Genomic DNA, 12,581 nt, shown 5'->3' with positions numbered 1-12,581 from the left:
GCCGCACCCTGGAAAGCCGCCGGCCAATGTCCGGCGGCTTTTCCTTTTGCGGCTGACGGAGGCTGTGGCCTAGCGACCCGGAACCGGAACTGCGTCGTGGTGTTGCGACGCCGGTTCGGGCAATCTCGGCCGAAGCCCGCGTGCGGAGCATCGTCTGGATACTCGCCCGTTGCAGTCCCCGTCACCGACCACGCTGCGCGCCGTGAGCCGCTGGCAGATCGTCGGCCTCTCCATCAACGACGTCATTGGCAGTGGCGTATACCTGCTGCCCGCGGCCGCCGCGGCGCTGCTCGGACCGGCGAGCCTATGGGCCGTGCTGCTGGCCGGACTGGCCGTGAGTCTGCTGGTGCTGTGCTATGCGCAGGCCGCCAGTTATTTCGACACGCCGGGCGCCGGCTATCTGTATGCACGCGAGGCGTTCGGCTCGCTGGCGGGGTTCGAGGTCGGCTGGATGCTGCTGCTCACGCGCGTTGCGACGGCCGCTGCACTGGCGAACGGCCTGGCCGAGGCGGTCACGCACTTCTGGCCGGCAGCCGATGCAGGCTGGCCGCGCATCGCGATCGTCGCCGGATCGCTCGGGCTGCTCTGTGCGATCAACATCGTCGGCGTACGCGCCGCCGCGCATACCGGCGTATTGCTTGCAGTAGGCAAGCTGCTGCCGCTGGCGCTGTTCGTTGCGATCGGCGCGTTCCACGTCGACGCCTCACTGGCCTCGCCGGCCGGTGCGCCGATGTCGATGCGTACGCTGGGCGAAGCGGCATTGCTGCTGCTGTTTGCGTATGCAGGGTTCGAGAATCTCCCCGCCGCCGCGGGCGAGTACCGCAACCCGCGCCGCGACGTGCCCTTCGCGCTGCTGACGATGATCGCGACCGTCACGCTGATCTACGTGAGCGTGCAATGGGTGGCACTGGGCACGTTGCCCGGACTGGCGCAGTCCGCCACGCCGCTGGCCGAAGCGGCCGCACGCTTCAGCGGCGAGACGCTCGCGCTTCTGATGACCGTCGGCGCGGCCATCTCCATCCTCGGTACCAGCAGCAACACGGTGATGATGGCGCCGCGTTATCTGCTCGCGCTGGCGGAAGACGGCTTCGGGCCGCGCGCGCTGGCGAGGATCCATCCGCGGCTGCGCACGCCGGTGGTCGCCATCGTCGTCATCGGCGCGATCTCGCTGGCGCTGGCATTGTCCGGCACGTTCGTGCAGCTGGCGCTGCTGTCGGTGGTGTCGCGGCTTTGCACCTACGTCGGCACCGCCGCGTCGGTGCTGGTGCTTCGCCATCGGCATGGCGATCGGGAGGATGCGCTGCGGCTGCCCGGTGGGCCCGCGATTCCGATTGCCGCGATCGTGCTGAGCCTGGGATTGCTGGCCAGCGCAAGCGCGGCGAACCTGGCGGCGGCGGGCGTTGCGCTGGTACTCGGCGCCCTGATCCATCGCTTCAGGCGCAAGTAAAGGATGCGTCGATGCCGGTCACGAGCCTGCCGGCGCGCCCATCTCCATCAGTTGCTGCTGCAAGTCGTACAGAATCTCCGCATCACCGGGCTGCCAACCGTCGAGTTCGTGCCCGCGGTAGTGACGATGGAACGCGCGCAGCGCGGCCTCGCGGTCGCGCAGGTCGTAGCCGACCAGGCGCATCGCCGCCCAGGGATCGAAGCCGGCGGGCGGTGGCGTGAGCGTCGTACGCGGCCACAGGCCATAGCCGGCCTCGGCCAGGCGTTGCCAGGGAAACAGCGCACTCGGATCGCTCTTGCGGGTCGGTGCGATGTCGCCGTGGCCGATGACCAGGTGGCGCGGAATGTCGAGGCGCGCGGTGATGTCGTCGAGCAGCTTCAGCAGCGTCGCGATCTGCGCCGCGCTGAATGGCTCGGTGCCGTCGTTGTCCAGCTCGATGCCGATGGACGCGGAGTTGAGGTCGGCGATTCCGCTCCAGCGCGAGGCGCCGGCGTGCCAGGCACGCTCGCGCTCGTCGACCAGCTGGTACAGCCGGCCATCGTCTCCGATCAGGTAATGCGCACTGACGCGTCCGGTGGAATTGCGCGTCTGCAGCGTCAGCAACGCGGCCTGCGCGCTTTCCATCTCGGTCTGGTGCAGCACGATGATCTGCGCGCTGCGCGGATTGTGATTAAGCGATGGATGCCACTCCGCCAGCGGGTTGCGCTCCGGCCGTGTCGTGGCGCAACCGGCGAGCAACGTGAGGCAGGCGATGGCAGCGAGGCGATACGGCAGTCGGCGATCCATGCGGTCATGGTATTCACGGTCGGAATGGCCGATTCTTCCACAACCGCAGGGTCGCCTGCGTTCACGTCATTGCGCGAACAGGAAATCCTTCTTGCCCAGCGGCACGCCTTCCTTGCGCAGGATCGCGTAGCAGGTGGTGCAGTGGAAGAAGAAGTTGGGAAGCATGAAGTCGCTGAGGTAATCCGGACCGTCGAACCGGAGGTCGCCCCAGGAGCGCGTGGCCAGCGTGACCGTGCGCGTTTCGCTTCCCTGCAGCTGCTCCTGCGTGAAGCTGCCGATGTACTCGATGGCGCGATCGATGCGCGCGTACAGCTGCGCGAACGTGGTCTCGTCGTCCTCGAACTTCAACGCCTCCACCGCCGCCAGCCGCGCCAGTCCGTTTTTCGCCGTATCGGTGGCGATCTGCACGTTGCGCACCAGCGGCAGCATGTCCTCGATCAACCGCGCCTGCAGCAGGTTCTCCGGCGACGTGCCGGCCTCGCGCGCGTGGTGTTCGCCCACCTGCAGCACATGACGCAGGTTGCGCAGCGCGCGCTGCACGGTGGGGACGATGATGCGGTGAGTCGAGAGTGTCATGGTGCTGTCCGGCCGAAAGGTGCGACCAGCGTAACGGCGACGCGGCGATCCGATTAGCCGGGGCGCGAGGGAATCGGCGTCCCATCCGCGGGCCAATGCAGCGGGCCGCGCTCTTGCGAAGCCACGCGCGCGTTCGTGCGTGGGCGTGGCTGTGCTTCTGCCGTGTTGGTCAGTGGAGGCGAGCGGTGCGAGCCGACTCCGCTTCGAGCGCAGTGAGGAAAGGCGTGCCAACCTTCCGCCGGCACGCCATGTCAAACGCGAATCGCAATCCGGCTTCGCGCAGCGGGTCCGTCAACCCAGCCAGCCGCGCGCGGCCGCGCGTCGCGAGTACGACAGCAGGAACAGCGCGATCACCAGCAGCAGCGCCGGCATCGCGAGGCCGGCCGGCCCAAGCACCTGCCAAGCGGGTGTCACGGCGAAAGTCCCGGCGATCTGCACGATCAGGCCCAGCAGCGACAGCAGGAAGAACGTGATCGCCCAGCGCCGCTTCATCAACAGACCGATGGCACCGAGCACGCCACCGAACACGGCGACGGCATAGGCGATCTGCAGCCACGGCGGCGTGGCCTGAAGGATCTGCCGCTGCTCCGGCGGCATGGCGGCGATCTGCTCGGGCGTAACGGCGATCTGCATGCAGAACATCGCCACGCCCAGCAGGTTCCACAGCAGTGCCAGCACGGCGACGATCCAGTAGCTGGCGGGACGCGACGATACGACGGCGGTAGTCATCTCGCTCTCTCCGTCCGGGCGGGAGTGCCCGCGCCAGCCTACGCCGATGCCGCGCTGCGGCACGCGCTCCGCCGACCGGCGGCATGCGCTCAGGCCTTGCGGATCGCGTGGCCGCCGAACTCGCCGCGCATGGCCGCCAACAGCTTGTCGGCGAAGGAATCGTCCTCGCGCGAGCGCAGCCGCTCCAGCAGCGACAGCGTGATCACCGGCGCGGACACGTCCAGCTCGATGGCTTCCGCCACGGTCCAGCGTCCTTCACCCGAATCGGCAACGTACGGCGCGATGCCCTCCAGCGTGGGATTGCGCTGCAGCGCGTTGGCGCTGAGGTCGAGCAGCCACGAACGCACCACGCTGCCGTGCCGCCAGATCTGCGCGATCTGCGCGACGTCCAAGGCGAACTCGTCCTTGCGCTGCATGATCGCGAAGCCTTCGGCATAGGCCTGCATCATTCCGTACTCGATGCCGTTGTGGACCATCTTGGTGAAGTGGCCCGCGCCGACCGGACCGACGTGGCCCCAGCCGCGGTCCGGCGCGGGCGCCAATGTTGCGAAGATCGGGCGCAGGCGTTCCACCACCGTCGGCTCGCCGCCGACCATCAGGCTGTAGCCTTCGGCCAGGCCCCACACACCGCCGCTGGTGCCGCTGTCGACATAGCCGATGCCGTGCCCGTACAGCATCGCGCCGCGACGCACAGTGTCCTTGTAGAACGAGTTGCCGCCGTCGATCAGCGCATCGCCCGCATGCAGGTGCGGCAGCAGTTCGGAGATGGTGCGATCCACTACTTCGCCGGCCGGCACCATCATCCACAGCACGCGCGGCGTAGGCAGGCGCTCGATCAGCTCCTGCAACGACGCGACCGCTTCGATGCCGCCCTGCGCCGCCTGTTCGCGTGCCTGCACGCCCGGGTCGAAGCCCACCACGCGGTGGCCGCCCTGCACCAGCCGCTGCGCCATGTTCGCGCCCATGCGGCCCAACCCGATCATGCCCAGCTCCATGTCGACTCCGTGATGTGGCGACGCGCGGTCGCGAAGCCGACAGCATGGCGCATGCGCGCGTGCACTTCACGCATGTACGTGCGAAGAACGCGTTAAACCGCGACGAGGGCTCAGGTGATTGCGACGGAACCGGACGACTCCGGCAGGGCAGTGTCGTCAGTGCGTGACCGGAGGCGCTTCCGCGGCCTGCGGTTCGCGCTCGCGACGTTCGCGCTCGAGTTCGGCGAGGTACTCCTCGAGCGTGTGGCCCAGCGCGGCGGCCTCGCGACCGGCGGCGTGCAGCAACGCAGGCGAGGCTTCCAGCCGCAGCGTGCGGTCGGCCTGCGACTGCACGGCCATCACGTGGCGCAGCATCGCCAGCGCCATCGCCGCACTTTCGCTGCGCGCCACGACGCGACCGCCCAGCACCAGCAGCCACTCGTTGTCGCGCCAGCCGACGCCACCGACGGAGGCATCGTCCTGGTCGAGCAGTTGCGCATGCGGCTGCAGGGAGGCACCCAGGCGGCGGATCGGCCCGGTCGGCTGCTTCTTCTTGCGCAGGTCACGCCGGGCCTTGGAATTGCGGGACATGGCGGCTTCACCTGCGTTCGTCGGGGCGGGCATTCTAGGCGCTGACGGCGGGCTGCGCGATCACGGCCGCAGCGGCGCCATCACTTTGAGGTCGCGCAGCGTGTAGCCCTTCGCCGCCGCGTTGGCCTTCAGCCGCTGGAACAACGCCCGGTTCATCTCCGGCGTGCGCGAGAGGATCCACAAATGGTCGCGGTCCGGGCCACCGACCACGGCCCAGCGGTATTCGGGGTCCACCTCGATCACCCAGTAGTCCGCCCACACCCACGGCAGCCAGGAGAGCCACTCGGGTGCGAAGCGCACCTGCAGCGCGCCGGGTTCGTCCGGCACGCGGCGCGCCACACCTTCGGACACGTCGGTCTTGCCGTCTTCCGTGCGGCACGCGTTGCGCACGCCGATCGTGCCGTCCGGGCGCGGCGTATACGTCGCGGTGATGTCGCCCACGCACTGGCGCTGCCAGAACATCGGCAGGTGCGCGATCTCGTGCCACCGGCCGCTGTAGCGCTGAAGATCCAGCACCGGCACGGGCGCATTGCGCGAACCCTGCGCCATGCGGGCAGCGCGCAGGCCAGCAGCACCAATCCCGTTGCCAAGCGCCGCATCGCCGCCTCCGTTCGTTGCCTGCGCTGAGCGTGGCGATCACGGCGTCGTGGTCGCGTGAGCGCTCAGGGTGCGTGGCGCAGGGCGCCCGCATAGCGCAACGCCATGCCCAGCCATGGCAGGCTCACTTCCACGCTGAAGGCGTACGCACCGTTGGCATCGATGCGCTTGCCCGCGTCGACCCGCGGCATGCACGCCAGCGGCACGCGCACACGGTGCAACCATGCTGCGCGCGGGCGCCATCGCCAGCTACCGTCTTCCACCGCGACGTCGAGTGCGAGCCGCACCGGTCCGGTGTCTTCCACCCAGTAGCCGTGCGGCCATGCACCGACGGGCTCGAAGCGCGAGTGCATCGCGTGCGCGTCGCCGAAGGTGCGCGACCAGTGCAGTGCGCGCTGGTCGCTGTGGATGTCCACGCGCAGCGACGTGGTGCCTGCCGACGTCGGCAGGCCCATGCGCCGCGCCAGGCGCCGTCCAACGCGACCGGCCAGACCGTTGCCGAACTCCACCGTCACCGGCCCTTCGAGCACGCCACCGTGGCGATGCAGCTCACGCAAGCGCGGATGCAGGTACTGGAAACCTTCGCCGAACCAGCGCTCGGTGGCATGCATGCGGGCGTTCCCCTGGGACCGTCCACAGTGTGGCAGAAGCGATCAGCGGAACGGCGACAGCGCCGTCGTGCAGCAGACGTACGACACCGCGTGGCTGCGGAACCATGCGCGGCGCCGCGCTTGGCGGGGGGCTGGCTCGGGGCCGCGTTCGGGTTCGTTCGAACGAACGGGTTCGGGCGACTCCTGCGCCAGCGATACCGCAAGCTGCGGATCCTGTATGTAGCCTTGCTGGAACAGCAGTCCGGTGTAGAGGTTCATGGCGTACTCCCTGTGCCTTCAGCGAACGGGAGTCACACCATATTGCGCAATCTGGCGGCAAAGAAGCGAGGGTTTGGCAAGACACGCTTGAACCAGGTTCAAGGCTCGTGCGGTGCCTTCAACGGGCCAGCGCACGCAGCGTTTCCAGGCGGTCGGCCTCGCTCGCGGGCTTGTCGTGCCGCCAGCGCAGGATGCGCGGAAAGCGCACCGCGATCCCCGACTTGTGCCGCGTACTGCGGTTGACCGCCTCGAAGCCGAGTTCGAACACGTGTTGCGCCGGCAGCACGCGCACCGGGCCGAAACGCTCGCGCGTGTTGGCGCGGATCCAGCGGTCCAGCGCGAGGATTTCCTGGTCGTCCAGCCCCGAGTACGCCTTCGCCACGGGCACCAGCGTGTCGCCGTCCCACAGGCCGAAGGTGTAGTCGGTGTGCAGCGTGCTGCGCCGTCCCGAGCCCGGCTGCGCGTAGAGCAGCACGGCGTCGATGGTGAGCGGATCGATCTTCCACTTCCACCAGTCGCCGCGACGCCGACCGGTGCGATACGGCGAATCGCGGCGCTTGAGCATCAGGCCCTCCACGCCACGCTCCCGCGCCTGGCTGCGCAGCACCGCAGCGGCGTCCCAGCTTTCGGCCACGACCAGCGGCGAGGCGATGATCGCCGTCTGCGCGGACGACGCCAGCAACTGTTCGAGCCGTGCGCGGCGTTCGTGCAGGGGGAGTTCTCGCAGGTCTTCGCCGTGCAGCTCCAGCAGGTCGTAGGCGAGCACGCGCGCGGGCGTGGCGGCGAGGACCTTCGCACCCGGCTTGCGGCGCTGGATGCGCGTCTGCAGCGCGGTGAAGGGCAACGGCAGGTCGCCTTCGCGCCAGCCCAGCAGTTCACCGTCGATCACCGCATCGTGCGGAAGATGCGCGGCAGCGGCTTCGATCTCGGGAAAGCGTCCATCCAGCCGTTCCTCGCCGCGCGACCACAGCGCGATCTCGCCATCGCGGCGGATCAGCTGCAGGCGGATGCCGTCCCACTTCCACTCCAGCATCCAGTCGTCCACCTGACCCAGCGAAGCGGGTTCGGCTTCCAGCGGCGAGGCCAGGAAGAACGGATATGGCTGCTGCCGGTCGCTGGCGAGCGGCAGTGGCGACAGCAGATCGCGCAGGAACTGCGGCGACGGCGTCCACGCACCCAGCATGCGCTGCGCGATCAATGCGATGCCCAGCCCCGACAGATCGGCCAGCGCCTGCTGCACCAGCCGCTGCGAAACGCCCACGCGCAAGGCGCCGGTCAGCAGCTTGTTGAACAGCAGGCGCTGCTCGCCCGGCAGCGTGCGCCAGCCCTCGACGACGGCTGCGTGGCGTTCTTCCGGCGTGCGGTTGGCGACGGGCAGCAGGTGGCGCTCGATCCACTCGCTCAATGCGCGTTCGGGCGCATCGTCGGGCGGATCGTCCAGCAGCAGCGCGAGCGTTTCCGCGAGGTCGCCGACATGGGCCTGGCTCTCGTCCACCAGCCATTCCGGCAGTCCGCTCTCGACGGCGATCCAGTCGCGCAGTTCGCGCGTGTTGGCGATGCGCGACAGCTTTCCACCCGACAGCAGCCACAGCCCCCACGCGGCATCCGCCGCCGGCGCATCGCGGAAGTACGCGGCCAGCGCCGCGCGCTTGTCCAGCGTGGCCGTGCTGCGGTCCAGCTCGCGGAACAGCTCGGCGAAACGCTTCATGGCGTGGCGCCAGCGACGGTCGGGAACGCCTCCGCCTCGAAGCCGCGCTCGCGCAGCACACCCACCAGCGCGTCGCTGTTGCCGTGCGTGGCGATGATGCGGCGCGCGCCGGTTTCTTCGATGGTCCTCAACAGGCCGGGCCAGTCCGCGTGATCGGAGAGCACGAACCCGCGGTCGAAATTGCGTCTTCGGCGATTGCCGCGGATGCGCATCCATCCCGATGCGAAACCACGCTGCGCGCGCCGGAACCGCCGCAGCCACGGACTGCCCGCGGCCGAGGGCGGCGCCAGCACCAGTTGCCCGGCGAAGTCGAAGCGCGGCGGCGCATCGGACACCAGCTGCGTGTCGAGCATCGCCACGCCCGCGTTGCGGTAGACCTCCACCGGTCCGGCCATCGCGCCGTGGAGCCACGCCGGAGGTTCGCCGAGGCGATTCAGTTCGGCCAGCACGCGTTGCGCCTTGCCCAGCGCATAGCAGAACAACACCGCCGCTTCGCCGCGCTCGCCGCAGTGCTGGCGCCACTGCGCGATCTCGCGTGCCACGTCGGCCGGTTCCGGCCAGCGGTACACCGGCAGCGCGAACGTGGTTTCGGTAATGAACACGTCGCAGGCCAGCGGCTCGAACGCCTCGCAGGTGGGATCGTGCTGGCGCTTGTAGTCGCCGGACACCACCCACACGCGGCCATCGGCTTCGATGCGCACCTGTGCGGAGCCGAGCACGTGCCCGGCCGGATGCAGCGATACGCGCGCATCGCCCAGGCCGAACGGTGCGCCGTACCCGTGCGCGATGTGGCGTTGCGGGCCCAGGCGCCATTCCAGGATCGGCAGCGAAGACGATGCGCAGTGGTATTCGCCCATGCCCTCGCGCGCGTGGTCGCCGTGCCCGTGGGTGATGACGGCGCGCGGCACCGGCAGCCACGGATCGATGTGGAAGTCCCCCGCCGGGCAGTACAGGCCTTCGGGTCGCAGCACCACCAGGTCGCCGGGCGAACTCATGTGCGCCGCCGGATCACCCGCCCCACAGGTGCCCGTGTTCGGGCAGGCCGGGTCGTTGCTGGCGCAGCACGCAGAAGCGGTGCCCGCTGGGCGCTTCCATCACCCACCAGGTGCGCACCTGCGCGATGCGCCGCGCGCCGAGTGCTTCCAGGCGACGCACTTCCGCTTCCACGTCGGTGGCTTCCAGGTCCAGGTGCACGCGACTGGGGTGATCGACCGACTGCAGCAGGATGCACGGCTGCCCTTCCTCGGTCTGCAGTTGGCGATAGTGCGCGTCGGCCGGATCCTTCAACCGCCGGCTGGAATGCCCCAGCGCCGCGGCCCAGAACGCGGCCGCATCGTCGAGATCGACGCCACCGCAGTCGATGACGATCTGGGCAAGACGGCTGCGATGCATGGCCGCTCCATCCGCTTCGGTGTTGCGTGGAGCCTAGCCACGACGCAATCACAGAGCGGTGAACGCTCACGTGATGCTGATGTTGTCCGGCGTGACGCGGTCCGGATCCCAGCGCAGGCGGCGCTGTGCCCAGGTTTCCGCCGTCTGCGGCTTGACGAACAGCGCAGTGACATCGGGATGCTTGCGCTGCACCGCGCGCTCGATGCGCATCACGCAGGCCTCGATCTGGGGCGTGGTCAGCACATCATGGAAGTCGGCGCTGAGCGCGGCGATGATGCTCTCCGGCCCCATCTGCTGCGTCAGCACGCCGTTGGCGCAGCGCACGTCCGGGTCGTCGCCGGCGATGCGCAGGATGTCGTCCACCACCTGGCGCTGCGCGGCCTCGCCCATCAGCAGTCCCTTGGTCTCGCGCGCCAGCAGCGCGGCCGTGATGGCCAGTACCGCACCGATGCCGAGCGATGCGTAGCCGTCGTAGCGCGGATCGCCGGTGACCTGCGCGGCGATGATGCCCGCCAGCGCGATCAGCAGGCCCAGCATGGCGGCGGTGTCCTCGAACAGCACGGTGAACGTGCTCGCGTCCTTGCTGTCGCGGAAGGCCTGGAACCAGCCGCGCTCGCCCTTGGCCGCGCGGAACGCCTTGAACGCCACCCACCACGTGATGCCCTCGAACACCAGCGAGGCCCCCAGCACGATGTAGTTGACCAGCGGGTTCTCGATGTGCCGCGGATGGCGCAGGTGTGCGATGCCTTCGTAGAACGAGATGCCGGCGCCCACCGCGAACACCATCAGCGCGACGATGAACGCCCAGAAGTACAGCTCGCGGCCATAGCCGAACGGATGCGCCGCATCCGGCGGACGGGATGCCCGGCGGATGCCGTGCAGCATCAGCACCTGGTTGCTGGTGTCGACCAGCGAATGCACGCCCTCGCTGAGCATCGCCGAGCTGCCGGTGATGGCGGCGGCGGCGAACTTGGTGACGGCCACCGCCCCGTTGCCCAGCAGCGCTGCGACCACGACCTTGCGGCCGGATGCGGCCATCCCTCACTCCCGGTGTTGCGTCGATCCGGCGATGGTCCTTGGCGACGGGTAAATCCTTCGTGCAGATGGCGTGGTCAACGCATCCAAAGCCATTGCGCCAGCCAGGCCACCGTCAGCGCGATCAGCGTGGTCAACGGGATGCCGACGCGAAGGAAGTCGGCGAATCGGTATTGCCCGGGGTTGAGGATCAGCAGGTTGCCGTGATGGCCGATGGGCGTGAGGAACGAAGCCACCGCACCCATCGCGATGCAGATCACCAGCGGCAGGGGCGGCAATCCCAGGCTGTCGGCCAGCGACAGCGCGATGGGCACCAGCAGCACGGTGGTCGCCGCGTCCGACAGGATCTGCGTGAGCAACGCGGCCGCGGCGAACAGCAGCAGCAACAACGTCAGTTGCGGAAGCCCCTGTGCGTGGTCGGCCAGCAGTCCGGCCAGCAGGTCCGCGGTGCCGGTGCGGTCCATCGCCATGCCCAGCGGAATCACGCCGGCGATCATCACGTAGATGCGCACGTCGATCTCGCGATACGCGCGCGCCAGCGTGGTGCAGCCGGCCAGCACCATCAGCGCCGCGCCGGTGAGGAACGCGACCTGCGGCGCAACGATCTCGCTGGCGGCCGCGGCGATGGTCGCCAACAGGATCGCCAGCGCCACCGGCGCGCGTCGCGGCGTACGCGCCTCGGCCTGGAACGGGATCAGCAGCAGGAAGTTGCGATTGCCGCCGAGCGTGGCGAAGGCGTCGGGATGACCCGAGAGCACCATCAGGTCGCCTTCGCGCAGCACCAGTTCCGACAGCTCGCCGTGCAGCCAGCCGTCGCGCCGCCACAGGCCCACCACCACCACGTCGAAACTGCGCACGAAGTCGATGGCAGCCACGGTGCGGCCGATGAACTCCGAACGCGGCGCCACCACGGCCTGCACCAGCGTCTCGTGCCCCGGTGTCTTCTCGCCGTCGCCGTCGCCGTACTTGGCCACGGCGTGCAGCGACAGGCCGGGCTCGTCGTCGCGCAGCGCGGCGATCTGCTCCGGCGTGGCGCGCACCAGCAGTACGTCGCCGCCCTGCAGTTCGCAGTCCTCCGGCTGGTTGGCCAGGCGCTCGCCATGGCGCAGCCAGTCCACGGTCTCCAGCCGTCCCTTGAAGTGCTTGCGGAATTCGCCCAGCGAACGGCCGATCCACGACGAGTCGTCGTCCACCAGCAGTTCGGTGTAGTAGCGGTCCAGCTTGAGGTAATCGTCGGCGCTTTCGCCCTGCCGGCGCGGCAGCAGGCCCTTGCCGAGCAGCATGAACAGCGATCCGATCAACACCAGCGCCGCGCCGATCGGCGTGAAGGTGAACAGGTCCATCGGCGGCTGCCCATGCTGGCGCAACTGGTTGCTGGCCAGTAGGAAGGCGGGCGCACTGATCAGCGTGAGCGTGGTGCCCAGCGATGCGGCCAGCGACATCGGCATCAGCAGTCGCGAGGCCGCAATGCCGCTGTCGCGCGCGATGCGCAGCACCACCGGCAGCATCATCGCCGTGACCATGAGGTGATGCGAGAACGCAGCCATCATCGCGGTGGCCGGCATCAGCACCGCGATGGCCCGCCACTCGTTGCGCCCCGCCGCGCGCCCGATGGCCGCACCGATGCGCTCGGTGATGCCGGTGGACGACAGGCCCGCCGACAGCACGAACACGCTGGCCACGATGATCGCCGGCTCGCTGGAGAAACCCGACAGCGCCTCCCGAGGCTCCAGCAGGCCCGTCAGCGTGAGCGCGAGCGCGGTCAGCATGGCCACCAGGTCCACGCGCAGTTTCTCGCTGATGAACAGGGCCAGCGCGGCGGCGAGGATGACCAGGAACAGCGCCTGTTCCAGCGTCACCGGCATGCGTCACTCCAC

Annotated in this window: 14 protein-coding genes; 1 reads left to right on the top strand and 13 read right to left on the bottom strand. The window is 69.1% G+C overall.

Translation table 11 applies throughout. The features are described from left to right. The first annotated feature begins 154 nt into the window (after positions 1-154). Complete coding sequence (locus VFE83_RS07920) at positions 155-1,447, top strand: APC family permease (RefSeq protein WP_414674706.1); 1,293 nt, start codon at positions 155-157, stop codon at positions 1,445-1,447. Positions 1,448-1,465: 18 nt separating this feature from the next. On the opposite strand, the gene VFE83_RS07915 is transcribed toward VFE83_RS07920, so the two are convergent. The 13 genes from VFE83_RS07915 to VFE83_RS07855 form a co-directional block, all read right to left on the bottom strand. Then, positions 1,466-2,233 carry an N-acetylmuramoyl-L-alanine amidase gene (locus VFE83_RS07915; RefSeq protein ID WP_324904814.1) on the bottom strand — a complete coding sequence of 256 codons (768 nt, stop codon included), beginning with the start codon at positions 2,231-2,233 and terminating at the stop codon, positions 1,466-1,468. A gap of 66 nt (positions 2,234-2,299) precedes the next feature. After that, positions 2,300-2,809, bottom strand: a complete 510-nt coding sequence (locus VFE83_RS07910) for a DUF1993 domain-containing protein (protein ID WP_324904812.1) — start codon at positions 2,807-2,809, stop codon at positions 2,300-2,302. A 291-nt stretch (positions 2,810-3,100) separates the two neighbouring features. Further along, entirely contained in the window at positions 3,101-3,538 is a 438-nt protein-coding gene (locus VFE83_RS07905; RefSeq protein WP_324904810.1) for a hypothetical protein, read from the bottom strand. Positions 3,539-3,627: 89 nt separating this feature from the next. Further along, positions 3,628-4,533 carry a phosphogluconate dehydrogenase (NAD(+)-dependent, decarboxylating) gene (gene gnd, locus VFE83_RS07900; protein WP_324904808.1) on the bottom strand — a complete coding sequence of 302 codons (906 nt, stop codon included), beginning with the start codon at positions 4,531-4,533 and terminating at the stop codon, positions 3,628-3,630. A gap of 156 nt (positions 4,534-4,689) precedes the next feature. After that, positions 4,690-5,103: a hypothetical protein gene (locus VFE83_RS07895; RefSeq protein ID WP_324904806.1), complete on the bottom strand. Its 414-nt coding sequence runs from the start codon at positions 5,101-5,103 to the stop codon at positions 4,690-4,692. A 60-nt stretch (positions 5,104-5,163) separates the two neighbouring features. Further along, positions 5,164-5,652 carry a lipocalin family protein gene (locus VFE83_RS07890; RefSeq protein WP_324904805.1) on the bottom strand — a complete coding sequence of 163 codons (489 nt, stop codon included), beginning with the start codon at positions 5,650-5,652 and terminating at the stop codon, positions 5,164-5,166. A 113-nt stretch (positions 5,653-5,765) separates the two neighbouring features. After that, positions 5,766-6,311, bottom strand: a complete 546-nt coding sequence (locus tag VFE83_RS07885) for a DUF4166 domain-containing protein (RefSeq protein WP_324904803.1) — start codon at positions 6,309-6,311, stop codon at positions 5,766-5,768. A 42-nt stretch (positions 6,312-6,353) separates the two neighbouring features. After that, complete coding sequence (locus VFE83_RS07880; RefSeq protein ID WP_324904801.1) at positions 6,354-6,569, bottom strand: hypothetical protein; 216 nt, start codon at positions 6,567-6,569, stop codon at positions 6,354-6,356. A gap of 118 nt (positions 6,570-6,687) precedes the next feature. Beyond that, complete coding sequence (locus VFE83_RS07875; RefSeq protein WP_324904799.1) at positions 6,688-8,277, bottom strand: ATP-dependent DNA ligase; 1,590 nt, start codon at positions 8,275-8,277, stop codon at positions 6,688-6,690. After that, the gene (locus VFE83_RS07870) at positions 8,274-9,272 is read right to left on the bottom strand and encodes a ligase-associated DNA damage response exonuclease (RefSeq protein ID WP_324904797.1); all 999 of its coding nucleotides are present in this window, start codon (positions 9,270-9,272) and stop codon (positions 8,274-8,276) included. The genes VFE83_RS07875 and VFE83_RS07870 overlap by 4 nt, the downstream gene beginning before the upstream one ends. A gap of 13 nt (positions 9,273-9,285) precedes the next feature. Next, positions 9,286-9,669 (bottom strand): VOC family protein, encoded by a 384-nt coding sequence (locus tag VFE83_RS07865; protein ID WP_324904795.1) that lies wholly within the window; start codon positions 9,667-9,669, stop codon positions 9,286-9,288. Between the two features lie 66 nt (positions 9,670-9,735). Then, on the bottom strand, positions 9,736-10,707 hold the full coding sequence (locus VFE83_RS07860) for a cation diffusion facilitator family transporter (RefSeq protein ID WP_324904793.1): 972 nt from the start codon (positions 10,705-10,707) through the stop codon (positions 9,736-9,738). Between the two features lie 74 nt (positions 10,708-10,781). Then, complete coding sequence (locus VFE83_RS07855) at positions 10,782-12,569, bottom strand: SLC13 family permease (RefSeq protein ID WP_324904792.1); 1,788 nt, start codon at positions 12,567-12,569, stop codon at positions 10,782-10,784. Positions 12,570-12,581 lie beyond the last annotated feature (12 nt).

Origin of the sequence: Lysobacter sp., from assembly GCF_035655815.1 — a bacterium.
Taxonomy (GTDB): domain Bacteria; phylum Pseudomonadota; class Gammaproteobacteria; order Xanthomonadales; family Xanthomonadaceae; genus Lysobacter_J.
Note: the sequence above shows the minus strand (reverse complement) of the source record. Positions and strands in the feature narration are given on the sequence as shown.